Here is a 23568-nt window from a genome sequence, read left to right on the forward strand (position 1 = left end):
TCCCGGGTGGCACCCCGGCCCGCGTCCGGCTCACTCCCCCTGCATCAGCCCGGTGACGCGCCCGTCGTCGTGGACGGTGACGCGCCGGGCGGCCGGCTCTCGCGGCAGGCCGGGCATGGTGAGGAGGTCGCCGGTGAGCGCCACCATGAAGCCCGCGCCCGCGGACAGGCGCACCTCTCTCACGGTGAGCGTGAAGCCGCGCGGCCGCCCCGGCTTCGTGGGGTCATCCGACAGCGACAGGTGCGTCTTCGCCATGCACACCGGCAGGCCCGCGCCGCCCAGCTCGCGGATGGCCTCCAGGTCCTTCTTCGCGTTCGAGGTGAAGGCCACGTCGTCCGCGCCGTACACGGTGCGGGCGATGGCGGCCACCTTCTCCTCGGGCGACTGCGCCACGTCGTAGAGGAAGCGCGGCTGGGGCGGCGCGGCGTCCGTGCCGTCCAGCATCTCCAGCACGCGGTCGGCCAGCTCCAGCGAGCCGTCACCGCCCCGCGAGTAGCCGTCACACACCGCCAGCTCCACGCCGCGCGCCCTGCCGAAGGCGCGCAGCTCCTCCAGCTCCGCCTCGGTGTCCTGCGGGAAGCGGTTGACGCACAGCACCGCCGGCAGGCCGAAGGCGGCCACCGACTCCAGGTGCTTCTCCAGGTGGGCGAAGCCGCGCACCAGGGCCTCGCGGTCCGGCTCGGCCACGCGCGCGGGGGCGGCGCCGCCGTGGTGCTTCAGCGCGCGCAGCGTCACCACCAGCACCACGCCCCGGGGCCACAGCCCGGCGCCGCGGCACTTGATGTCCAGGAACTTCTCCGCGCCCAGGTCGAAGCCGAAGCCCGCCTCCGTGATGACCTCGTCCGCATAGGCCAGCCCCATGCGCGTGCCCAGCACGGAGCTGCACCCGTGGGCGATGTTGGCGAAGGGCCCCGCGTGCACCAGCGCCGGGCCGCCCTCGCGCGTCTGGGCCAGGTTGGGCATCAGCGCGTCCTTGAGCAGCGCCACCATGGCCGCCGCCGCGTCCACGTCCCGGGCGCGCACCGGCTGGCCGTCCCGGGTGTGTCCGATGATGACGCGGCCCAGCCGCGCCTCCAGGTCCTTCAGGCCCTCCGCGAGCGCGAGGATGGCCATGACCTCGCTGGCGGCGGTGATGTCGAAGTGGTCCTCGCGCGGCACGCCCTGCGCCTTGCCGCCCAGGCCGACGATGACGTTGCGCAGGAAGCGGTCGTTCATGTCCATGGCGCGCCGCCAGCGCACGCGCGTGGCGTCCAGGGCCACCGGCTGCCCGTAGAAGACGGCGTTGTCCACCAGCGCGGACAGCAGGTTGTTGGCGCTGGTGATGGCGTGCAGGTCCCCGGTGAAGTGCAGGTTGATGTCCGCCGCGGGCTCCAGGCTGGCCTGCCCGCCGCCGGTGCCGCCGCCCTTCACGCCGAAGACGGGCCCCAGCGACGGCTCCCGCAGGGCCGCCACCGCCCGGCGCCCGCGCTTGCGCAGGCCCATGGCCAGCGACACGGACATGGTCGTCTTGCCCTCGCCCGGCGGCGTGGGGTTGATGGCGGACACCAGCACCAGCCGCCCCTGCCGGCCGCCGCGTCTGCCCAGCGCGTCCAGCGACACCTTGGCCCGGTGGGTTCCCCACGGCAGCACGTCCTCGGGAGACAGGCCCAGCTCGGCGCCCACGTCGGTCATGGCTCTCAGCGTCATGCCGGGAATCTCCGCGTGAACCTGGCGGCGGTCAACGGCGCAGACGCCCGCATGTTAGCCTTCACGGCCGTGAAGACTTTCGCTCGCGTGTCTGGAGTCCTGCTGCTCTGCCTCGGCGGTGCCAGCCCCGTCCTGGCCGCCGCGCCAGACGCCAACGTCCAGGGCTTCAAGGCCTACGAAAAGGGAGACATCCGCAAGGCGCATGGCCTCTTCGAGAAGGCCTTGAAGAAGGACCCCGCCAATCCCTACGCACGGCTCAACCGGGCGCGGACCACCACCCTGCTCGAGCACAAGCGGGACGTGGACGACGCCTGCGACTTCGGTAGCAACTGGGTGTACCTGGCGCTGGCGGACCTGTCGGAGGCCGTGAAGGCCAACCGCGCCGCCATCCTCCCGAAGATTGACGAGGACCAGAAGGGCCTGAAGGCCCTCAAGGCGCTCGACGAGTACAAGAAGTGGCGCACGGCGGTGTCCGTCCTCGCGGAGGAGAAGGGCGCGGTGGACGGACTCATCGGCGTGGGCACCACGTCGGATTGGCTGTACGTGCAGCCAGCCCAGGTGCCCGTGCACGTCACCCTGGTGGGGGACGAGCGCGTCGTGGAGACGCGGCCCGACACGGGGGACAGCACCCCGGCGAAGTGGACGCGCTCCGGTGCGGGCGTGAAAATCACCCCGGAGAAGGCGCCGGCTCAGTCCTGGAGGCTGCAGGTCCGCGAGACCTTCTTCAACCAGGGCAAGTCCTTCTTCTACGAGCTCGTGCTGGTGCCGGAGGGCGACGTGCCCGAGCCCGCGTCGGAATGGATGTCGGGCCCGCTGGTCGCCGGTCCGCTCACCGCCGATTGTTCATAGCCCGCGTCAGTCCAGGCGGAAGCCCTCGGGGGCGCGCGGGTCCTTGCGCTCATACATGTTGAGGTACAGCGTCACCGGCGCCTCCAGGCCGTCATAGGTGACGTCGTACACGTCGAGCAGGCCGCTGCCGAAGGGCGAGTCCGGCGACTCGAAGAAGCAGCAGCTCCCCCGCCGCTCATAGCGGACCTTCTGCCCCTGCGGTCCCCGCAGGTGCTCCAGGTATTCGTGCTCCCCGTTGACACCGCCTCCCACGTGGATGGGGTCCTCGCTGCTGTAGCCATAGCCCAGGGCAGCGCCATCCTCGCGGGGCGGCGGCTCGCCGTGGGGCGCCGGCTTCTCCTCGGCGGGCTCGGGCGGCCGGGTGGCGCTGGCGGTGGAGGCGCAGCCCGTGGCCAACACGGGCATCAGGAAGAGCATCGCGAGGCGTGAGGTCGTCATGGCGGCGGAGCCTACTGCTTTCGAACGGCGGGCGGCGTCGGAGTCGGAGCCCCTCCGCCGGTGGCGGCCGAGCAGGGTGGCCCCTTTCACGCCCTTGTCGGGCGCCGCATCTTTGCGCCGGACCTGTCCCGCCAGCGGTGCCGAGGAGCGCCTATGTCGAAGGCTCACATCCACGAGCAAGAACGGAGCGGATGGGGCGCGCCGGGGGCCGCCGAGGCCCCTCACCCGAGCGAGCCCGTCTTCGCTCCGGCGCTGCTGCGCCTGGGCCGGGGGCTCCAGGCGGCCCTCATCGTCGACGCGCAGGGGCGCGTGGCCTGGATGGACGAGGCGCTGACCCACGCCACCGGCCCGCATGGCGAGCCCTACGAAGGTCGTCCGCTGGAGGAGGTGCTCGCCCGGCTGCCGTGGCTCGCGCGGGCGATGCGGCCGGCGCTCCACGGCAAGGCGGGTGTCCACGAGGAGCAGGGACTCAAGGCCTTCGTCCTGCCCGTGTTCGACGAGCAGGGGCGCATGCTGGGCGCCTGCGCGCGCCTCCAAATCCCCGACCCGGTGGCGACGCACGGCGCCGAGGGCGGCGTGACGCGGCACGCGCCGGAGACGCTGGCGCACATGAACTCGGTGCTGCGCGCCACCTTCGACTCGATTGCGGAAGGCGTCATCGTGGTGGACCTGCACAAGCGCGTCACGGCCTTCAACAAGCGCTTCCTCGACATGTGGGGGCTGACGGAGGAGATGATGGTGGACCGCGACGCGGAGCGGGTGCTGGCGCGCGCGGCGAGCGACGTGAAGCACCCGGAGTGGTTCACCTCGCGCATCCGGGAGCGCTTCGAGCCCTCCGAGACGGTGGACGTGGAGACGGTGGAGCTGCTGGACGGGCGCATCCTGGAGCGCAAGTCGCTGCCGCAGCGGTTGGGCGGCGCCATCATCGGCCGCGTGTGGAGCTACCGCGAGGTGACGGCGGAGCGGCGGGCCGACGCCGAGCGCGAACGGCTGCTGAACGAGGCCCGGGAGGCCATCCGCGTGCGGGATGACTTCCTGTCCATCGCCGCGCACGAGCTGAAGACGCCGCTCACGCCGCTGAAGCTCCATCTCCAGATGCTGCGGCACCAGGCGCCGCGGGGGGACGGCGGCTCCGCCCGGCACGTCGACAAGTCGCTGACGCAGGTGGGCCGCCTCACGGGCCTCGTGAATGACTTGCTGGACACCTCGCGCATCCAGGAGGGGCGGCTGACGCTGAAGCACGGGCCCATCCCCCTCCAGGCGCTGGCCCACGACGTCATCTCCGAGATGCGCCTGTCCAGCGCGCACCACCAGGTGGAATACGAGGCGCCGGAGGCGTCCCTGGTCGTCCTGGGCGACGCGGACCGGCTCGCGCAGGTGTTGGTGAACCTGATGGAGAACGCCTTCAAATACAGCCCCAGCGGGGGACGGGTCCGCGTCCGGGTGGAGCAGGTGGACAGCCACGTCCGCGTCTCCGTCGCGGACGACGGCATGGGCATCCCGAAGGACCAGCAGGCGCGCCTCTTCGAGCGCTACTTCCGCGCGCGCAACGCGCCCATCTCCGGCTTCGGGGGCCTGGGGCTGGGGCTCTACATCTGCCGGGACATCGTGGAGCGGCACGGGGGCCGCTTGTGGGTGGAGAGCGAGCTGGGCATCGGCTCCACCTTCCACTTCACGGTGCCGCTGGCGTCCGCGTGACGGCGCCTCACCGGGGGAGGACCCGCGCGGCGTCCTGCTGTTGGCGCGCCACGCGCAGGCGCCACCACGCCGTCGCGGGGATGGCCATGGCCAGGAAGAGCGTGCTCACCAGCCACGGGTCCGCGGCGTGGACTCGCTCCCGCAGCGGCGCGGGCGCTTGCGCGCTCAGGAGCAAGGCGGCGGTGGTCAGCACGAAGAGGGCGAAGCCCTTGCGCAGCGTCGCGGGCGGCACGTGCCCCGCCAGCTTTCCTCCCAGGAAGCTGCCCGCCATCGCGGCCAGGAGAATCTCGCCGGTGAGCACCCAGGGCAGCTCGAGGTGGCTCAAGTGCCCCACGAGCCCCGCGGCGCACTGGAGTGAGATGACCACCAGCGACGTGGCGGCGGCGGCCGGCGTGGACAGGCCCGCCAGCGTCAGCGCGGGGACGATGAGGAAGCCGCCTCCCGCGCCCACCAGCCCCGACAGCACGCCCACCCCGGCGCCCTGCGCGAGCACGCGTGGGATGGGGAGCGCGGCGCCGCCGCCGGCGGGGGGCTCGGCTTCGCGGCGGCGCAGCATGGCCACGGCGGCGGCCACCATGACGCACGCGAACAGGAGCAGCAGCGTGTCCGGCGCGAGGTAGGGGTTGAGCTGGCCTCCGATGAAGGCGCCGCCCATGCCACCCGCGCCGAACACGAGCGCGGTGCGCCATTGGACACGGCCCTCGCGCGCGTGGAGGAGCGCCCCGCTGGCGCTGGTGACGCCCACCACCACCAGGGACATGGCGATGGCGGTCCGCGGCTCGACGTCCAGGACGTACACGAGCAGCGGCACGGTGAGGATGGAGCCGCCGCCTCCGAGCAGGCTCAGCAGCACACCCACGAGCAGGGAACCGGCGATGCCCGCGTACAGCATCACGACCCGCTTTCCAGGCGAGCCACGGCGAGCTGGTCCCGGCACATGCGCAGCAGTCGTTCAAAGGCGGCGATGTCGCGGACGCCTGGAGGTCGCGCCGCCTGGAGCGCGTCGAGCACGGCGGTGAGTGCTTCGCGAGAGGGGTTCGTCATGGGCGGCAGCGTGGGGCCTTCATGGGGCGGTGGTGTCAGGGCGAGGTGGAGGCCGTCCATCAAGCCGTCCTGTACCAGGCTCAAGGTCGGCAAGGGGTGGGGCGCGGTGCGCACGACGGGCAGCCTCGCGGTGTTCCACGCGAGCATTCCGCCCTGCAGGTTCATCACCCGGCTGAAGCCCAGCGCGGCCAGGGCCGTGGCGGCGCTCGACGAGCGCGCGCCGGAGCGGCACACCAGCACCAGGTCCGTGTCACGAGGCCAGGCGCCGACGGCGTCCCTCACCGTGGCCAGCGGTGCGTGCCGGATGCCCGCGATGTGACCCAGGATGCCGTCGAGCTCGTCGGGCTCCCGCACGTCGAGGACCGTGAGCGAGGAGGGCAGGTGGGCCGCGAGCAGTCCCGCGTCCACCTCCCGGTAGCCGGAAGGATGCGGCGTGGCGCGGTCGAAGAGCGGATGCATGACGGGGTCAGACCTGGAGGGAGCGCGGGAGCAGCGGGTGTCCGCAGGCCCGGTTGGCGGGGACGGCGACGTCCAGCTTCCGGGGCGGTGGCAACCGGAGGCCCTGCATCAAGAAGATGAAGTCCTCGCGCGAGCGCCCCGCCAGCCGGGGGTTGTGCCGCTTCTCCTCGCCCACCGTGGACACGGTGTGCCCGGCGTAGTCGTGGCCGGGGTACACCTCCGTGTCCTCGGGGAGGCGGAAGAGGACGCGGGTGATGGCGTCGTAGAGCTGCCCCGGGTCGCCGTTCTGGAAGTCCGTCCGCCCGGTGCCCCGGATGAGCAGCGCGTCACCCGTGAAGAGGCGGCCGTCACACAGGAAGCTCAGGCTGTCGTCGGTGTGGCCGGGCGTTTCGAGGACGTGGAGTTCGAGGCCGCCCACGCGCACGAGGTCGCCGTGGCGGACCATCCGGTCCACGCACGGCGCCCCCCGGGGGGAGGCCACCACGGCGGCGCCCGTGCGTTCGCGGAGCACCCCCGCGCCGGTGACGTGGTCGGCGTGGACGTGGGTCTCCAGCACCACGGACAGCGTGAGCCCCCGCTCGCGGAGGAGCTTCAGGTCGCGCTCCACCTGCTCCAGCACCGGGTCGATGAGCGCCGCGGCGCCCGTGGCCGCGTCGGCCAGCAGGTACGTGTACGTCGAGGTCTCCGCGTCGAAGAGCTGTCGGAAGAGCATCGTCCGCCTCCGCGTGGGATGGGGGCGAGGCCGTCATTGCCATGGACGTGCCAAGGGGCCTGTCTCCCGGGGAGGGCGCCTCGTATCGAGGGGGCGCAGGCCGGCGGCGCCTTGGTGCCGGCCCTCCGGTCCGACGGCCTGGGTGTTTCAGATGAACGCTCGTGAAACACCGGCTGAAACAGCGCCGGGGGGGCGGGCGCCTCGCGCTGCATCCAGCCCTGGAGCGCGGCTCATCGCTCCGGCGGCAGGCCCAGGTCGCGCAGGCGCCGCCACAGCGTCACGCGGCTGACGCCCAGCCGGCGCGCGGCCTCCGAGCGGTTTCCGCCCGCCTGGGCGAGCGCTTCGCGGACCCGCGCTGGCTCCAGCGAGCCGTCCCGGGACGGCGGCGCCTCGGGCGTGGCGGGGCGCGGCTCGGAGAACTCCGGCGGCAGGTCGGCCTCGTGGACCACCGGCCCCTCGCCGATGACGTAGGCGTACTCCATGGCGTTGCGCAGCTCGCGCACGTTGCCGGGCCAGGGGTGCTCCTCCAGCCGCCGGCGGGCGCCGGGCGAGAAGCGCTCCACGCGGCGGGTGCCTCGCTGGCGCAGTTCGTCCAGGAACCGCATGGCCAGCGGGAGGATGTCGGCCCGGCGCTCACGCAGCGTGGGCAGGAAGAGGGGCACCACGCGCAGGCGGTACATCAGGTCCGCGCGGAAGCGGCCCGCCTCCACCTCGCGCCGCAGCGCCCGGTGCGTGGCGGCGATGATGCGCACGTCCACGGGCACGGGCTGACGGCCTCCCACGGGGATGACGGTGCGCGTCTCCAGCACGCGCAGCATCTTCGCCTGGAGGTCCGGGGGCATCTCCGCCACCTCGTCGAGGAACAGCGAGCCCTTGTCCGCGAGCCGGAAGTGCCCCGGGCTGTCGCGCACCGCGCCGGTGAAGGCGCCGCGCACGTGGCCGAACAGCTCGCTCTCCAGCAGGTTGGGCGGCAGCGCCGCGCAGTTGATGGCGCGGAACGGGCCGCGCGCCCGCGCCGACAGGGCGTGCAGCGCGTGCGCGATGTGCTCCTTGCCGGTGCCGGACTCGCCGCGCACCAGGACGCTGGACTCGGTGCGGGCCACCTTCTCGACGATGCGGAAGACGCGCTGGAGCTCGGGCGCCTGGGTCCACAGCCCGTGGAACAGCTCGGCGCGGCTGGCCGCCTCGCCCAGGGCGTCCGGCGTGACGAGCAGGGCCCACCCGGACGCCCGGGGCCCGCGCGCCAGGGGCACCGCGCGCACGCGCACGGCCTTCACGCGTCCACCCACGCGCAGGTGGGCGGAGGTTTCACGCCCGTCCTTCAGCAGGCCGTCCAGGGGCCCTGGGCCTTCACGGGGGACCAGGACCTGCGCCAGCGGCGTCCCGGCGCGGAGCGTGCCCCCGAGCAGGGCTTCGAGCGCGGGCGTGAGCGCGGCCACCTTCCGCGCGTCATCCACGAGGAGGACGGGCCCGGCGAGGGCCTCCAGGGCGGGGAGGACGAGGTGGGAGGGGGCGCGAGAGGCGGGCATCGTCAGGGCCGTGAGGGCCTTGTATAGCCCGGCTCCCGGCGCCTCAGGCGAGGCCCCGCATCATGAACGCCCAATAGAAGAGCGGCAGCCCGTACTTCTTCAGCAGCCACAGGTCGCTCCGCTCCTGGAAGGTGTCGATGAAGGGGAGGGTGGGCGCGGGCTTGCCGTCGTAGTCGAACTCGGCGAGCAGCAGCCGTCCGTAGCCGGTGGTGAGGGGACAGGACGCGTAGCCGTCATAGCGCGCGGGCAGCGGCTGGTCCTTCATGGCTGCGAGGAGGTTGGCCACCAGCACCGGCGCCTGCTTGCGCACGGCGGCGCCCGTGCGGCTGGTGGGCAGGTCTGACGCGTCGCCCAGCGCGAAGACGTTGGGATGGTCCGGGTGCTGGAGCGTGTACTTGTCCGCCTTCACCCAGCCGGCGTTCGGTCCCTCCTTCCAGGAGAGGGGGCTGCGCTTGATGAAGTCCGGCGCGCTCTGGGGCGGGGTGACGTGCATCACGTCATAGGACAGGGTGATGCGCTCCGGCTGGCCGTCGCGCGGGCGCTCGAAGGTGGCCTCGCGCCGCTCGCCGTCCACCGCGACGAGGTCGTGCTGGAAGCGGGGGGTGATGCCGTAGCGCTGCGCCACGCCCTCCAGCACGGCGGCGAAGGGCTTCACGCCGAAGAGGGCCTTCCCGCCGGAGCCGAAGACGACGCTGGTGCGCTCCAGCACGCCGGTGCGGCGGAAGTGGTCCGCGGCCAGGTACATGATTTTCTGCGGAGCCCCGGCGCACTTCACGGGCGTGGCGGGGTGGGTGAAGAGCGCGGTGCCACCCTTGAAGCCCTGGAGCATCCGCCACGTCTTGGGCGCGAGCTGGACGTCGTAGTTGCTGCTGACGTGCGGCGTCTTCAGGGCCTCGCGGAGGCCCGTCACCTTGTCCCAGTCGAGCTGGATGCCCGGGGCGACGACGAGGAAGTCATAGCCCAGCCGCAGGCCGCCGCGGGTGCGGACCTCCCGGGCCTCCGGGTCGATTTCGGTGGCGGCGTCGCGCACCCACTTCACGCCGCGAGGGATGAGGCGCGCCTCGTTGCGCACGGTGTCCTCGATGCGGGCCTCTCCAGCGCCCACCAGCGTCCACAGGGGCTGGTAGTAGTGGTGCTGGGAGGGCTCGAGGACGGCGACGCCCTTCTGTCCGGCGCGGGCCAGCCGGGCGGCCACCGCGATTCCGGCCGTGCCGCCACCGATGATGAGGACCCGGTGGTGTTCACGCACCGGCGTCACCGCCGGGCTGGACGGCGTCTCTGAACCTTCGCGGCCGAGGTCCTCGCTCGTTTGCATGTCGCGCGCTCCCTTGTGACACGTGAAACGTGCAGGAAGCCCTAGCGGGGCGCGCGCCACACTCGTCCCCGGGGGCAGACCCCGGGTGACGAGGTGAACATCCCTACTTCCCGAAGAGGCCGCGCAGGCGCTTCTTCGCTTCCTCTTCGGCGCGCTTCTTGGCCTCGGCCTCCAGGCGCGCCTTCTCCTCGGCGGCCTTGGCCTCCAACTCCTTGCGTTTGGCCTCTGCCTCGGCGCGAAGCTTGTCCTCGCCGCCTTCGATGAGGCCCTGCACCTGCTGGCCGCGCTCGCCGCCAATCAGGCTGCCCGCCAGCGACGAGGCCGCCAGCTTCGCGATTTGCGTCACCGCCGGCTTCACGTCCAGGCTGGTGACCTCCGGCTTCCACGCAGGGCCCGTCAGCTTCAGGCCCACGGGGATGGCGGCCGGCGGCGTCACCTTGCCCAGCGTCAGCGTCTTCACCGTGGACGGCGTCAGCGACACCTGGCCCGTCAAATCCAGCGAGCCATCCAGCCGGATGCCGCCGTCGAAGCTCAGCTCCGCCTCCGGCCGCGTCCACGTCAGCGGCTTGGAGAGCTGCGCCACGCCGTCCTTGATTTGCACGCTGAAGGGCAAATCTCCGCCCAGCTTCGTCACCTGCTCGTTCTTCAGGCCCTTGGCCGCGATGGGCAGCGCCTTGGCGAGCGGCTCGGACACCGCCGCCACCAGGTCCTTGCCCAGCAGCTCACCGTCCAGCAGGTCGCCGTTGATGCCCCCGAGCAGCGTCTGCTTGAGCTTGTCGGGCGTGTAGCCCACGCCCTTCACGTCCACGTTGCCGTTGAACTTGCCCGTCACGGCCTTCTGCGGGGTGAACTGTGTCAGCGCCTCCTCCACCGCCACGCCCTCCATCTTCACCTTGGCCTCGAAGGGGCGCTGCTCCGGCAGGGGCCCCAGGCGGATGGTGGTGCCGTCCGCGACGATGCGCCCGCCGTAGACGCCCGTGGAGAACTGCTCCACCGCGATGAGGTCGTCGGTCATCTTCACCACGCCCGTCACGTTGGACATGTCGATGTCCAGGTAGCGCAGCGTGCCCACCGCGAAGCGGATGTCACCGCGGTAGCCGTTGAAGCGCGTGGGGTCGTCCGACGGCGGCTCCTCCGGCGGGGGGCCTCCGCGCGCCTGGACCTCTTCCTCGCTCATCATCAGCGCGTCCGCGTCCAGCTTCTGGCTCTTGAGGTTCGCGGAGAACGTCGTGGTCTGCTGCTTCCCCGAGCCCGCGAGCGCGAAGGACGCGGTGCCCGTCATCGTGTCCTCGAGGATGTTCGCGGTGAGCTTGGAGACGTCCACCTTCATCCCGGAGCCCTTGCCGGGCGCGTAGGTGCCCGCGGCGCTCAGGTCCATCCGCTGTCCCGGCGCCTTGTCCACCAGCAGGCCGGGCCGCAGGTCGACGCCGGCCAGGTCCGCCTTCGCGTCGAAGCGCAGGGAGCCGCCGCTGGCCGCCGCGCCGGAGACGCGCGCGGAGAGCTTCATGGCGCCGCCCGCGTCCTTGGTGAGCTGGGCCGGCACGCGCAGCCGCACCGGCGTCAGGTCCACGTTGACGTCCAGGGCCTGCGCGTCCTGCGTGCCGCTGCCGCGCACGTCCAGGCCGATGGGGCCGGCAATCATCCCGTTGAGCTGCTTGCGCAGCGGCGGGTAGTACCCGGCGAGCACGGCGGGGTCCAGGTTGCGCCCCGTCAGCTCGAAGCCCTCCACCGCGGGCTTGTCGGTGAGCAGGCCCTTCACGCTGCCCTTGCCGGTGAGGCTCGCGGGGCCCAGGTCCACCTTCAGCTTGTTGAGGGCCAGGTCGCCCGAGGTGACGTCACCCGCGATGTCGGTGTCCACCACCACGTCCAGCGCCTTGCCGCCCTCGGAGCCGGTGAAGCTCAGGCCCAGGGCCTTGATGATGCCCACCAGCTTCGTGGGGCCCTGGCCGCCGGGGACGGCGCCGCCCAGGTCCGCCTGCCAGTCCGCGTCCAGCGTGCCCGCCTTCAGGCCGATGTCCGGCGGGAGGAAGGGGCCCAGGGGCGCGAGGTCGATTTTCTGCGCCTTCAGCGTCACGCGCTCGGGCGTGGGGATGAGGGTGGCCGGCAGCGGCGCGGCGTGCAGGGACACCTGGAGGTTCTGCGTGTCCGCGAGCACGGCGGCGGCCAGGTTGACCACCAGCGGCTTGCCCACGCGCAGGTCCTTCACCTCGATGTCCAGGTCCTTCACGCCCAGCTCGCGGCCCTGCTGTCCCTCGCCGCGGTCCACGAAGCGGATGGCGCCGTCGGTGAGGGCCGCGCGCTCCACGTGGACGCCGGAGAGGTCCAGGGGCTGGGACTCTTCCGCCGGGGCCTCCTCTTCCTTGGGCTGCTGCTCCTCCAGCCGCTGGAGCAGGCGCTGCACGTTGGTGGTGCCGTCGGGGAAGCGGACCAGGTTGACGGTGAGGCCGGAGACCTCGGCGTTCTTCACCTGGATGTCCTTGCCGCTGGAGGACAGGAGCGGGCCCGCGGCGACGCGGACGTCAATCAAGGCCAGTTGGGCCAGCGGCAGGTCCTCACCCTCGGCGGGGCCCACGGTGACGTTCTCCACCTGGGCGCCGATGGTGGGGAACAGCTTGGTGGAGATGTCCCCGATTTCAATGGGACGGCCCAGGAGCTGGGAATAGGTGGCGGCCTGGTCGCGGGCCGTCTTCAGCAGGATGGCGTCCAGCCGCCAGAGGGCCACGGCCACGATGATGACGAGGAGCGCGAAGACTCCTCCGAGGACGTAGGGCCAACGGCGCTTCTTCTTCACCACGGTGTCGGACATCGCTTGAAACCTCCTCCAGCGAGCGGGCCGCAGGCGCCGGCCTGGTGTGCGGGACCCGGGGAGCAGGCAGACGCTTAGCCCAGCCCTGGCCCGTCCGCACGCGTCAGCCGCGCTGGCCCGCAGCGGGACAGCAGAATGTCAGTTCTGCCGAAGAGGACGCTGCGGGCGGGAGGAAATGCACGGAGGCGTACATTTGGGGGGACGGTCGGCTGCTCCGGGGGCACGAAAAATGGGGGCGCCAGCCGGCTCCTGGCGCCCCCAGCCACTCGACTGTTCTTCGATGTGGCCACGCGCGGCCAGGAGGGGAAGGGGGCCAACGCCGTCCCGGCTGGCCCCTGGGGGCTGGCCGCGCCGGGGGCGAGCAGGCGCCGGGTGCTCAGCGCCCGCCGTTGCCGCCCGGGTTGCACATGCCGGCCGGCCGCATGCGCAGCGCGCGCAGCTCGCGGCCGTAGTCGGCGCTGTCGCTGGCGACGAAGTAGAGGTCCCAGCCCGAGCGCACGAAGTGGCTCGGGTCGGAGTGCATGGCCCCCGGCGCGATGCCCTGCACCTCGAACGCGCCCGTCTCCCGGACGTCGCTCACCCAGGCCTCGCGGCCGCCCGCCTCCGTGTGGGCGCTGAAGAAGAGGAACTCCTCCACCGCCGTCAGCTCCGCGGGCTCCGAGCTTGCCGCGCCCACGGCGAGGTCGGCGTGGAGCTGCGTCCCCGCGCCCGTCCCGTCGCTGCTCCACAGCTCGCGGCCGTGCACCCCGTCATCCGCGGTGAAGAAGAGCCGGTCCTTCACCACCGTCAGGTTCTCCGGCCGCGACGGCACCACGCCCGGGTAGATGTCCTTCACCCGCACGGTGCCCGACGTCGTCCCATCGCTGCGCCACAGCTCGAAGTCCTGCCCCGCCACGCCGTTCGCCGCGCTCAGGTAGAGCCTGCCCTTGTACCCGGTCAGGCCCGACGGCGTCCCGGTGAACGTGTACACGAAGCGCGCCCAGCCGGACGTGCCGCTGGTGACGTAGAGCCGCGTCTCCGGCGCGTCGAGGTTCCAGGTGAAGAACAGCTTGTCCCCCACCGGCGTCAGGTCATCCAGCGTGTTGTCCTCCGGTCCGTCCGCCAGCCGGACGAAGTGGGTGCCGTTGGTCCGGTAGAGCTGCACCCGGCTCATGCTGCTGCTCGAAGGCGCGTAGACATTCACCTGCACGAAGAGCGCGTTCGACCCCGCCACCAGCTCGAAGTGGTTGGAGACCTGGTCGCCCTCGGTGCTGAAGTCACGCAGCAGGTAGGTGCCCTCCTCCGTGCCGTCGCTGCGCCACAGCTCGCGGCCATTCACGCCGTCGTTCGCCGTGAAGTACAGGATGCCGTCGAAGAAGGTCAGGTGGTCCGGGTCCGAGCCCAACGGCCCCGGCGCGATGTCCCGCACCAGCACCGTGCCCTCGAGGGTGCCGTCCGTCTTCCACAGCTCACGGCCATGCACGCTGTTCCTCGCGGCGAAGTACGTCGTCGCCCCGCCTTGGAGGAAGGGGCCCGCGTCCGACCCCTGGCCGCCCGAGTGAAGGTCCAGCAGCGGGCGCGTGTTCGACATCACCCCCGAGCTCATCCAGGGCTCGCGGCCCCACACGCCATCCGAGGCGGAGAAGAGGAGGACGTCGTTGCCGTGGGTGAGGTCCAGGGGGTCGGAGTGCCCCGCGCCCGGGACGATGTCGCGCACGAGCCGGGCGGTGGTGTCGCACAGCTCCCAGCCGTAGGGCGCGTCCGGGCGCGCGGCGTCTTCACGGCTGGCGGCGGCTTCCGCCTCCCCGTGCTCCAGGCGAACCGGGTAGGGGGCTTCGATGCCGCATCCGAGGGTGGCGATGCCTGAGACGGCGGACAACAGCAAAGGAAGGCTCTGTGCGCGAAGACGCATTCTCACTCCGTGTTCCGGTGGCTGGCTGCGGTGGGGTGCCGCGGTCGCGCAATCTGGCCGGGATGTGACGAAACCCAACCCGTCCCCGAGTCGGCCCAGGGCTGTCATTGCGTGACAGTCCTCCGCCCGGGGCGCCTCGGCGTACGAGGCCGGGGACGCCCAGGCGACACCCGGGACGCTCGCTGTTCGACGGAGCATCCGCCAGAACGCGCTTCCCGCTTTCCGAACCGCGGGCCCAGCACGAGACTCGACGCGCCATGCGTATCCGCTCCGCAGTCATCCTGTTGGCCTGTGTCTCCGCTTGCGCCTCGCGCCCGGGGCCCGGGCCGGAGTCGTCCCCGGTCATGCCCACCGCTTCAGCCTCCGCCGCGGATGCCAACTACGCCGTCCTGGTCCGCGAGTACCTGGACTGGTACGCGGCCGCGAACCCCACGCGGGCCACGCGGCTCGGCTACCACATGCATGACGCCCACCTGCCGGACGTGTCGTCCGGCGCGCTGAAGCGCAAGGGCGAGGCGCTGCGCGGCTGGCTGACGCGCCTGGAGCAGGTGGACCGCGCGGGCCTGTCGGGCGACGCCGCCGTGGACGTGCGCGTGCTGGAGAACGCGATGCGCGCCGACCTGCTGGAGCTGGAGGAGGTGCGTCCCTGGGAGCGCAACCCGGGCTTCTACGTGGGCCTCATCGCCAGCGGGCTGGACGGCCTGTCGTCGCGCGAGTTCGCCCCCGTGGCCGACCGCATGCGCGCCATGCGCTCCCGGATGGCGCGCATCCCCGGCGTGCTCGACGCGGCCCAGTTCAACCTGAGCGGCGTGCCGAGGCTGTGGGCGGAGTACGCCGTGCGCGACGCGAAAGGCACCGTGGCCTATCTGCGCACGGATTTGCCGCGGGCCCTGGACGCGCAGGGCTACGCGAAGGTGCCGCTGAGCGAGCGCGCCGCCTTCACCGCCGCGCGCGAGGAGGCCGCCCGGCAGATGGAGGCCTTCGCGGTGTGGCTGGAGCGGGAGCTGCTGCCCAAGGCGGACGGCGACTTCCGCCTGGGCCGCGAGCGCTTCGAGAAGAAGCTGGCGCTGGAGGAGCACGTGGCGCTGGGCGCGGACGCGCTGCGCGACATCAACGAGCGCGCCATCCGCGACTACAAGGCCTGGGTGGCGCGCGAGGCCGCGCGGGTGGACCCGACGAAGACGCCCGAGCAGGTGATGGCCGCGCTGGTGAAGGACCACCCGAAGGCGGAGGAGCTGGTGGCCTCGGCGCGGGCGCAGCTCGTGGCGCTCCAGCGCTTCGTGCGCGAGCGGGACATCCTCACGCTGCCGTCGGACCGGCTGCCCGTGGTGCGGGAGACGCCGCCCTATGCGCGGCTGGGCTTCGCGTCCATGGACACGCCCGGCCCCTTCGAGACGAAGGCCACCGAGGCCTTCTACAACATCACCAACGTGGAGCCCGGCTGGACGCCCGAGCAGAAGGCGCAGCACCTGACGTACTTCAACCGCGCGGGCCTGCTGGGCATCACCGTCCACGAGGCCATGCCCGGCCACTTCGTGCAGTTGCTCTACGGCGCGCGGATTCCCACTGACGTGCGCAAGGTCTTCACGCCCGCGTCGCTGGTGGAGGGCTGGGCGCACTACTCCGAGCAGATGATGGTGGATGAGGGCCTGGGCGACGGCGACCCGGTGGTGCGGCTGGGGCAGCTCCGCCGCGCGCTCCAGCGGCACGCGCGCTGGTACGCGGCGCTGGCGCTGCACGTGTACGGCGAGCCTTTGGAGGCGGTGGCGAAGCGCTACGCGGAGATTGCGTACTTCGAGCCCTTCCCCGCGCTGCGCGAGGTGGAGCGCGGGACGCTGGACCCGACGTACCTGTATTACGCCGTGGGGCGGATGCAGATTTTCAAGCTGCGCGACGACTACCGCCGCCACCTGGAGGCGCGCGGCAAGACGTGGGTGCTGAAGGACTTCCACGACCGGCTCCTCCAGCTCGGGCTGCCGGTGTCGCTCGCGCGGGAGGTCTTCCTGCCGGGCGACACCGCGCCGTCGCTGGAGTGAGCGGGCGCCGCGGCTACAGCTCGATGACCCGGGGCGTCTCCTCCTGTTCCACTTCTGGCCGGGAGGCGAGCCCCTGGAGGTTGAAGCCGTTGGGCGCGTGCACCGCGCCCGCGGTGTTCGGGTCCAGGTAGAGGCTCACCGGCGCGGCGAGTCCGTCGTACGTCACCTCGAAGACCTCCAGCTCGGTGGGCACGCCCGCGCCGCAGCAGGGCCCCACGCGGCGCCAGGCGATGCGCTGGCCCTGGGGCCCTCGCAGCAGCTCCAGGAAGGCCATCATGCCCCGGTCGCCCCAGCCGACGCGGACCGGGTCCTTCGGGTGGAAGCCGTACTCCACCACTTCCACTCGCGGCGCCGTGGACGCCGAGGCGCGGGGCTCGGGCACCGCGGACTTGTTGGTTGATGCACACGCCGCCAGGAACACCATCCCGGCGCAAGCAGCTCGAAGCAGCGTCATTCCCCCACCCTCCCCACACCACCACCGTCCCACGGGGAAGATGGGGACGGGTGGGGGCGGGTGCATCCCGGTAGCGGGGACGGCCGTTCACCGCCAGACGTTGCCCGGGCCGGACGTCACGGCTGCTTCGTCGCCCCGCCCGACATTTCGCGGATGAAGACGCGGTCGATGCCGTGGATGCGCAGGGACACCAGCTCGTCCGGCGTGACGTTGGGGTAGCCCGCCTCGCGCATCTGCTTCACGAAGTCCGGGGTGACGCCGTGGATGCGGAAGGCCACGGCCTGCTCCTGCGTGAGGTCCTTGAGGCCCAGCTCACGCAGCTGCTTCACGAAGTCGGGCGTGACGCCGTGGATGCGGAAGGCGATGACGTCGTCCGCGTCCGTGCCCTGGAAGCCCAGGCCGCGCAGCGCCTTCACGAAGTCGGGCGTGACGCCGTGGATGCCCATGGCCGTCAGCTTCTGCCAGGGCAGCCTGGTGAAGCCGACGCTGGCCAGCTCCTTCACGCGCTGGGGCGTGACGCGGTGGATGCGGCCCTCGACGAGCTGCTGGAACGTCAGGTTCGCGTAGCCCGCGTCGGCCAGCTCGCGGGCGTACTCGGGCGTCACGTCGAAGATGCCCGACTGGAGGAGTTCGTCCGTGCTGAGCTGCTTGTAGCCCAGCGCGGCCAGGCCCTTGATGCGAGCAGAGGTGACGTGGGTCGCCGCCATCTGGAACTGCGCCTCCGGGGTGATGTCCGAGTAGCCCAGCGTGGCCAGCGTCTTGAGGAAGGCGCTGCTGGCGTCGAAGCGGAAGTGTCCCGCGCCCTCGCCGTCCTGGAACTGGCCCTCGAAGCGGAAGGTGCCGGCCTCTCGCGGCAGGGTGAAGGTGGTTGCGCCGTTCGCCGTGGACAGGCCCTGGAAGGAGGCCAGGGGCTCGGTGAAGCCCATGTTGCGGCGCGGCCCCTGGCGGAGCTGGAGGTTCAGGGTGCGCGGCTCCGCGTCCCGGGACGAGGCGGACCAGGTGCCGCGAGGTTCGAACGCCGAGGAGGCCGCGGCGGCGGAGGTGGCCAGCAGCAACAAGGCCACGAGGGACAGACGTGACGACACGGGACGCATGGTGGGCTCCTTCGGATGGACGTCTCCCGTGCGGCGCGCGTCCGGTGGGACGCGGCCGTGTGGGAGACAGTGGAGGGGAGGGGGACGCGCGGCCTACTTCGCGCCGTTGCCGCGCAGCTTCCGGATGACGTCGGCGTCCACGCCGCCGGTGCGCAGCCGCACCAGCTCGTCGACGGAGAGGTCCTTCATGCCCGCGTCGTGCAGCTCGCGGATGAAGCCGGGGTCCACGCCCGTGGCGCGGAGGCGCTGGAGGGCGGACACATCCGTCGTCCGCACGCCCGCCGCGCGCATGCCGGCGAGCCAGCCGCCGGAGACGCCCACGGCGCGCAGCCGCGTCAGCTCCTGGACCTTCATCTTGGACAGGCCGTGCTTGTTCAGCTCGCGGATGTACTCGGGGCTCACCCCCACCGCGCGCAGGCGGGCGAGCTCCTCCAGCGACACGTCCGTGTAGCCGGCATCCTTGAGGCCGCGGATGAAGTCCCCATCCACGCCGACGGCGCGCACGTGGGCCAGGGCCTTGGGGTCATCGACGTTGAAGCCCGCGGCCTTGAGCGACTGGATGTACTCCGGGGTGACGCCCAGGTGCTTCATGCGCGTCAGCTCCTCCGCCTCCAGCTTCCGGCCGAAGCGCGTGTTCATCTCCTGGACGTAGCCAGGGGTGACGCCCGCGTGGCTCATCGTCACGAGGTTGGACACCGTCGGCGCGTAGCCCATGGCCGTGAGCTGCTGCACGCGCTCCGGCGTGATGCCCGCCGTCTTCAGCGCGATGAGCTGGTCCACGGAGAGCGACTGGCCAGCGCCGACGCGCGTCTGCTGGTCCCGCTCACGCTGGGCACGCGAGCCCAGGCCCCGCGGCGAGGGCGCGGGAGCCGGGGCGGGGACAGGCGCGGCCTGAGCCGCCACGGCCGCGACACTGACCGGGAGCGCTGGGAGCGCTGGGGGCGCAGGGAGTGCGGCGGGCGCGGCGGGCGCGGGGAACGCAGGGAGCGCGGCGGGCGCGGGGAACGCGGCGGGCGCGGGGAACGCAGGGAGCGCGGCGGGCGCTGGGGGCGCGGGCGGTGCCATGGGCGCGGGCGGTGCCATGGGCGGCGGCGGCACTGGCGCGGCGCGACCGGGCACGGGGAGGCCGTGGGGCATCTGGAGCGCCGGGATGGGCGGGACGGGGTGGTGCACGACTTCCTCGTCCGGCTGTCCCTGAAGGAGCAACGTCAGCGGCGGGACCGGGAGGTGCCGCACGGCCTCGTCCTCCGGCTGCGCCGAGTCGCTCAACTGTCCCAGCATGAGCGACGTCAGCGGCGCGGCCACGGCGAGGCTGCTGACCAGGGTGAGCACGGAGGCGCCCGCCGCCCAGCGCGAGGCGCAGCGCGACGTGGGCATCGAGATGAGCCGCCGTACCCGCTCCGGCAGCGAGCCACCCAGCGCGGACATCGCGGGGCTCGTCGTGCTTGGGAACACGCGGAGGGCCTCGAGCGCCGTGAGCGCCCGGGCGTAGGAGACGGAGTTCCCGCTGGCGGCCACCGCGACGTCGTCACAGCAGTGCTCCCGCTCCACGCGGATGACGTGGGAAATCCAGCGGACGGCGGGGTGGAAGAAGAGCAGCGTCTCCACCAGCACCTGCGCCAGGTTCACCGCGAAGTCATGGCGGCGGATGTGGGCCAGCTCATGGGCCAGCACCATCTCCAGTTGCCGCGCGGGCAGGCCGGAAAGGGTGGACACGGGCAGCAGCACCACGGGCGACAGCCAGCCCACCGCGGCGGGCACGTCCACGTCATACGTCTGGAGCAGCCGCACCGCGCGGCGCAGGCCCAGCCGAGCGGCCAGGGTGTCCAGCCGCTCCTGCCAGGCGTCAGGCGCGGGCACGGCGCGGTCCGCGAGCCGGCGCAGCTTCATCCACTCCGCCGCCATCCGCCCCGAGCACAGGGCCACGCCGGCCACCCAGGCCAGCACCAGCCAGTGCAGGTGCGCCTCCACCTGGGAGAGCGCGCGCTGCGCCAGCAGCCCCGCCGCCACCAGGAGCGAGCCCAGCCCCGTGAGCATCGTGCTCTCGAAGCCGTCCGCCATGCCGTCCTCGGCCCGGTCCGCGTCAATCCACGCCGCCGGCGCCGCGCCAGGGGCCATGACCCAGGCAGGACGCGCCGCCGGCGCCACGTTCACCTCCAGGTGCCGCGGGCCAAAGGTGAGCGCCAGCATCCGCGGGCGCGGCATGGCGGTGGTCTCCAGCGCCGCCGCGGGCGTGCGCGCGGGCTCGCTCTGGAAGTGCTTCCACCCCGAGGCCACCGGCAGCGCGAGCGCCAGCACCAGCGCCCCACAGGCCAGCGCGTAACGCGCGTGCGCCGCGCGCCGCCCCACCGTGAGGAGCGCCGCCGCCAGCAGCAGCGCCACCAGCGTGCCCTGCCAGAGCGAGTGCAGCAGGGCCCACCCCAGCGACTCCATCAGCAGCCGGCTCATTCCTCGCCTCCTTCCAGCGTGTCCAGCAGCCGGCGCAGCTCCGCCAGCTCCTCGGGACGCGTCTTCTTCGACGACAGCGCCTGCATCGCCAGCCGCGCCGGAGAGCCACCGAAGGCGCGGTCCACCAGGTCCGTCACCAACTGCCGCTGGGTGCGCTGCTCCGTGGCCCGGGCGCGGTAGACGTGCGCGCGCTGGGACTCGTCGCGCTCCACCAGCCCCTTCTCCGTCATGATTTGCATCAGCTTCAGCACCGTCGTGTACCCGGTGCCCTCCGGCTCGTCGCGGGTGAGTGCCGCGTGCACCTCGCGCACCGTGCTGTCGCCACGCGCCCAGAGGACCCGCAGGATGGCCAGCTCCCCATCCGTGGGGCGCGGCAGCTTCGTCTCGCTCATGACGCTCCCTCAGTGACTCGATTGCCCAGGCCTATATTACGAACGCATTCGTAGATGTCAACGAAGCCCTTCGTAGATGCGGCCCGTCAAAAGCCCCCTGCCTCTGGGTGAGGGAGGGGGCTCCAGGCGGGCGGCGGGCCGTCAGCCCTCCTGGCGCTGGGCGGGCTCGGGCGTGGCTGGGGCGGCGGCCTGGGCGGGGTTCTCCCAGAAGCGGCGCGGGTGGCCGTCACCGCGGGTGCCGCCGGAGAGGCGGTCCACCCAGGGGTAGCGCTGGGCCTCCTCGGCGGTGTAGCCCAGGTTGAAGACGGTGGGGCTCTTGGGCCTGTCACCGGACTTCTCGTAGAAGGTCCCGAAGAGGCGGTCCCAGAAGTAGTTGGTGATGCCGTAGTTGCCCTGCTCGTTGTGGAAGTGGTGCGACAGGTGCAGCCGCTTGATGTCCTTCAGGAACCGGGACTTGGGCGTGTAGTTGAGGTGCTGGATGCAATGGCAGAACTCGTAGAAGCACGTAATCACCATGGCCCAGCCCAGCGCGGCGGCCGCGCCCGCCTTGCCGCCAATCAGATAGCCGATGGGCGCAATCACGCCGCCCACGGTGGGCAGCACGTTGGCCAGCGCGCCGAAGAGCACGCGCAAGTCATGCGGGTCCTGGTGGTGGTCGAAGTGGATGCGCTTCCACGTCGCCGCGGTGAGCGGTGACTTGTAGAGGAAGCGGCTGTGCAGGATGTGCTTGTGCACCAGGTACCAGCCGAAGGGGAACGCCACGCTGGCGGCGAGCATGGCCAGCAGCATGCGCAGCGGGTGCTCGAACCACTTCACCGCCAGGGCCAGGCTGATGAGGCCCACGGTGATGTAGGCCACCACCGCGTAGTAGGTGAAGAACGAGTAGACCAGGTCGCCCAGCGTCATCCGGTCCAGGTTGTGCTTGCGGTTCTTCAGGAACGAAAAGGGTGCGCTGGCTGCCACGGTATCCTCGCGGGAGGTCGCTGCCCCCCGCGGAGGCAGGCGAAACGGAAGGTGGGTGCGCGCCGTGCCCACCGGCCCTGGGGCATACGGCGGTGCTGTCAGTACCAGCGGCGCCTGAAATTGCCGCATTCGGTGGGAGGCGCCCTAGCGTTTTTCTGGAGCAGGCGAGAAGCAAGCCTGTTGAATGAACAGACGGCACCTCGCCCGCCCGCCCAGGAGCCAGCCCAGGCACGGGCTTCCTTCAGGTCCGACAGCAGCCCACTTTCCTGGAAGCCAGGATGACTTTCCGGGAGGCGCGGATGGCGGAGCACGAAGGGCAGCAGGCACCCAGGGCGAAGGTACGCAGGCGCAGGTCAAAGTCACCCACGTCCAGGACAGTGCGCACGAGTGAACGGAGCGCAGCGCCGGACCGGGGCAGCATCGCGCTGCGCCGCACGGTGTCGGAGTACCGGGCCACGGCGGAGGAGCAGGCGGCGCGCGTGCGGGAGGAAATCGAGGCGGCGCTGGTCCAGGCCCGCGGCACCCGCGAGGCCATCGAGCAGCGCATCGCGGATCAACTCCACGCGCCGCCGGTCAGCCGGAAGCCCGCGCCGCGCCGCAAGCGCGCCAGCCGGCCTTCGCGGAAGTAGCGCTTCGTTCAGGGGGTGACACGCGTGGGGTGGGGCGCGGCCACCGGGGCGAGGTCCTCCGGCGCCGCGCTGGAGGCCGGCTCCCCCAGTTGTTTCAGCTTGCGCGCCAGGTCGGCGGCCTGCGCGCCCTTGGCTCCCAGCTCGCTGCCCTGCGCGCCAATGAAGGACACCCGGGCCCGCTCCAGCAGCGCCACCTGCGCGTGCAACTGGGCGAGCAGGCGCTCCTTGCGGCGGTTCAGCACGTCCAGGTGGTTGAGCTCCTCGCCCAGCGAGGACGCGGCCAGCTCCAACTGCCGCCGGGCCACCGGGTCCTGCGTGGCGGCGGCGCGCTCCCGCAGCTCACGCACCTGGGCGTCCACGTCGTTGGCCACCACCGAGCCGAGCTGCGCCTCCAGCCCGAAGTGGGCCTCCGCCAGCGAGAAGCTGTCGCCCGTCATCTTCTCCAGCACGCCCAGCAGCTCCGCGCGCCCGGCGCTGGGCGGCATCTTCTTCACCACCGCCTTGCACTGGCGGTAGAGCGCCAGCGCCCTCGCGGCCAGCGTCTGGGATTCACCCTTGAACGTGTCCTCCAGCTGACGGCCCCGCGCCTCCACCGCGTCCAGCTCCACGCGCAGGTTGGCCGGCAGCGTGCCGATGCTCCAGAAGAGGCCCACGACGAGGAAGCCCACCAGCGCGGACAGCAGGCCGGTGCCCTCCAGGAAGCGCGCCTCCAGCACCTGCTGGACGTAGAGGCCCAGCGGGACGAACACGCCCGCGGCGGCGGCGCTGGTGGCCACCGCGGCGGGCGGGCCCGGCTGCTCGCGCCCATGGCCCAGCCAGGCCACCAGCGCGGCGGCGAGCGCGCCCGCGAGGCTCAGGGGCAGCGGCTCCGGGGCCCGGAAGAAGTAGGGCAGGGCGGGCAACACCACCAGCGCCATGCGCAGCGCCAGGGGGTGCACCCCCGTGGGCTTCACGCACGCCTGCGCCGCGGCCACCACGGCGAGGTACTCCGGCGTCAGGTGCAGGTCCGGGAGGGCCCCCGCGACCAGGCCCATGCAGGCGGCGCCTCCCAGCGCGCGAAGCGTGCGGGACTCGAACTCCTCGCGGTGGAAGTACTGCACGGAGAGGGCCATGGGTTCACCGCCT

19 protein-coding genes are annotated in these 23568 nt (G+C 72.2%); 4 read left to right on the forward strand and 15 right to left on the reverse strand.

The window, feature by feature from the left end; translation table 11 throughout:
• Positions 1 to 30: 30 nt before the first annotated feature.
• Entirely contained in the window at positions 31 to 1686 is a 1656-nt protein-coding gene (locus MYMAC_RS00940; RefSeq protein ID WP_095956682.1) for a formate--tetrahydrofolate ligase, read from the reverse strand.
• Positions 1687 to 1773: 87 nt separating this feature from the next.
• Between MYMAC_RS00940 and MYMAC_RS00945 the strand changes: the two genes are divergently transcribed.
• The gene (locus tag MYMAC_RS00945) at positions 1774 to 2535 is read left to right on the forward strand and encodes a hypothetical protein (protein WP_239989259.1); all 762 of its coding nucleotides are present in this window, start codon (positions 1774 to 1776) and stop codon (positions 2533 to 2535) included.
• 6 nt (positions 2536 to 2541) lie between these two features.
• Here MYMAC_RS00945 and MYMAC_RS00950 read toward each other — a convergent pair whose 3' ends face one another.
• Positions 2542 to 2973, reverse strand: coding sequence for a hypothetical protein (locus MYMAC_RS00950; RefSeq protein WP_095956684.1), 432 nt, complete (start codon positions 2971 to 2973; stop codon positions 2542 to 2544).
• A gap of 153 nt (positions 2974 to 3126) precedes the next feature.
• Here MYMAC_RS00950 and MYMAC_RS00955 point away from each other — a divergent pair, with 153 nt between their 5' ends.
• Complete coding sequence (locus tag MYMAC_RS00955) at positions 3127 to 4671, forward strand: PAS domain-containing sensor histidine kinase (RefSeq protein WP_095956685.1); 1545 nt, start codon at positions 3127 to 3129, stop codon at positions 4669 to 4671.
• A gap of 7 nt (positions 4672 to 4678) precedes the next feature.
• Here MYMAC_RS00955 and MYMAC_RS00960 read toward each other — a convergent pair whose 3' ends face one another.
• From MYMAC_RS00960 to MYMAC_RS00990, 7 genes are all read right to left on the reverse strand, one after another.
• A complete protein-coding gene (locus tag MYMAC_RS00960; RefSeq protein WP_204817717.1) occupies positions 4679 to 5563 on the reverse strand; it encodes a sulfite exporter TauE/SafE family protein in 885 nt (294 codons plus the stop codon).
• Complete coding sequence (locus MYMAC_RS00965) at positions 5563 to 6174, reverse strand: rhodanese-like domain-containing protein (protein WP_095956687.1); 612 nt, start codon at positions 6172 to 6174, stop codon at positions 5563 to 5565. The genes MYMAC_RS00960 and MYMAC_RS00965 overlap by 1 nt, the downstream gene beginning before the upstream one ends.
• Before the next feature lie 7 nt (positions 6175 to 6181).
• Positions 6182 to 6886 (reverse strand): MBL fold metallo-hydrolase, encoded by a 705-nt coding sequence (locus tag MYMAC_RS00970; protein ID WP_095956688.1) that lies wholly within the window; start codon positions 6884 to 6886, stop codon positions 6182 to 6184.
• A gap of 230 nt (positions 6887 to 7116) precedes the next feature.
• Entirely contained in the window at positions 7117 to 8415 is a 1299-nt protein-coding gene (locus tag MYMAC_RS00975; RefSeq protein WP_095956689.1) for a sigma-54 interaction domain-containing protein, read from the reverse strand.
• Positions 8416 to 8458: 43 nt separating this feature from the next.
• The gene (locus MYMAC_RS00980) at positions 8459 to 9730 is read right to left on the reverse strand and encodes an NAD(P)/FAD-dependent oxidoreductase (RefSeq protein ID WP_095956690.1); all 1272 of its coding nucleotides are present in this window, start codon (positions 9728 to 9730) and stop codon (positions 8459 to 8461) included.
• 103 nt (positions 9731 to 9833) lie between these two features.
• The gene (locus MYMAC_RS00985; RefSeq protein WP_095956691.1) at positions 9834 to 12536 is read right to left on the reverse strand and encodes a DUF748 domain-containing protein; all 2703 of its coding nucleotides are present in this window, start codon (positions 12534 to 12536) and stop codon (positions 9834 to 9836) included.
• Positions 12537 to 12912: 376 nt separating this feature from the next.
• On the reverse strand, positions 12913 to 14394 hold the full coding sequence (locus MYMAC_RS00990; protein WP_239989260.1) for an ELWxxDGT repeat protein: 1482 nt from the start codon (positions 14392 to 14394) through the stop codon (positions 12913 to 12915).
• A 377-nt stretch (positions 14395 to 14771) separates the two neighbouring features.
• On the opposite strand from MYMAC_RS00990, the gene MYMAC_RS00995 reads away from it, so the two are divergent.
• Positions 14772 to 16463, forward strand: a complete 1692-nt coding sequence (locus tag MYMAC_RS00995; RefSeq protein WP_013936644.1) for a DUF885 domain-containing protein — start codon at positions 14772 to 14774, stop codon at positions 16461 to 16463.
• A 13-nt stretch (positions 16464 to 16476) separates the two neighbouring features.
• On the opposite strand, the gene MYMAC_RS01000 is transcribed toward MYMAC_RS00995, so the two are convergent.
• The 5 genes from MYMAC_RS01000 to MYMAC_RS01020 form a co-directional block, all read right to left on the reverse strand.
• On the reverse strand, positions 16477 to 16917 hold the full coding sequence (locus MYMAC_RS01000) for a fibril protein (protein ID WP_238539941.1): 441 nt from the start codon (positions 16915 to 16917) through the stop codon (positions 16477 to 16479).
• 116 nt (positions 16918 to 17033) lie between these two features.
• Complete coding sequence (locus tag MYMAC_RS01005) at positions 17034 to 18011, reverse strand: 4-hydroxy-3-methylbut-2-enyl diphosphate reductase (RefSeq protein WP_095956694.1); 978 nt, start codon at positions 18009 to 18011, stop codon at positions 17034 to 17036.
• A gap of 93 nt (positions 18012 to 18104) precedes the next feature.
• A complete protein-coding gene (locus tag MYMAC_RS01010; protein ID WP_095956695.1) occupies positions 18105 to 20459 on the reverse strand; it encodes a M56 family metallopeptidase in 2355 nt (784 codons plus the stop codon).
• Positions 20456 to 20851, reverse strand: a complete 396-nt coding sequence (locus MYMAC_RS01015) for a BlaI/MecI/CopY family transcriptional regulator (RefSeq protein WP_013936640.1) — start codon at positions 20849 to 20851, stop codon at positions 20456 to 20458. Before MYMAC_RS01015 ends, MYMAC_RS01010 begins: the two co-directional genes overlap by 4 nt.
• Before the next feature lie 141 nt (positions 20852 to 20992).
• Complete coding sequence (locus tag MYMAC_RS01020; RefSeq protein ID WP_013936639.1) at positions 20993 to 21814, reverse strand: sterol desaturase family protein; 822 nt, start codon at positions 21812 to 21814, stop codon at positions 20993 to 20995.
• A gap of 377 nt (positions 21815 to 22191) precedes the next feature.
• Here MYMAC_RS01020 and MYMAC_RS01025 point away from each other — a divergent pair, with 377 nt between their 5' ends.
• Positions 22192 to 22443, forward strand: coding sequence for a hypothetical protein (locus MYMAC_RS01025; RefSeq protein ID WP_013936638.1), 252 nt, complete (start codon positions 22192 to 22194; stop codon positions 22441 to 22443).
• An 8-nt stretch (positions 22444 to 22451) separates the two neighbouring features.
• On the opposite strand, the gene MYMAC_RS01030 is transcribed toward MYMAC_RS01025, so the two are convergent.
• On the reverse strand, positions 22452 to 23555 hold the full coding sequence (locus tag MYMAC_RS01030; protein WP_095956696.1) for a hypothetical protein: 1104 nt from the start codon (positions 23553 to 23555) through the stop codon (positions 22452 to 22454).
• Positions 23556 to 23568 lie beyond the last annotated feature (13 nt).

It is taken from the genome of Corallococcus macrosporus DSM 14697 (assembly GCF_002305895.1).
In the GTDB taxonomy this organism is placed as follows: domain Bacteria; phylum Myxococcota; class Myxococcia; order Myxococcales; family Myxococcaceae; genus Myxococcus; species Myxococcus macrosporus.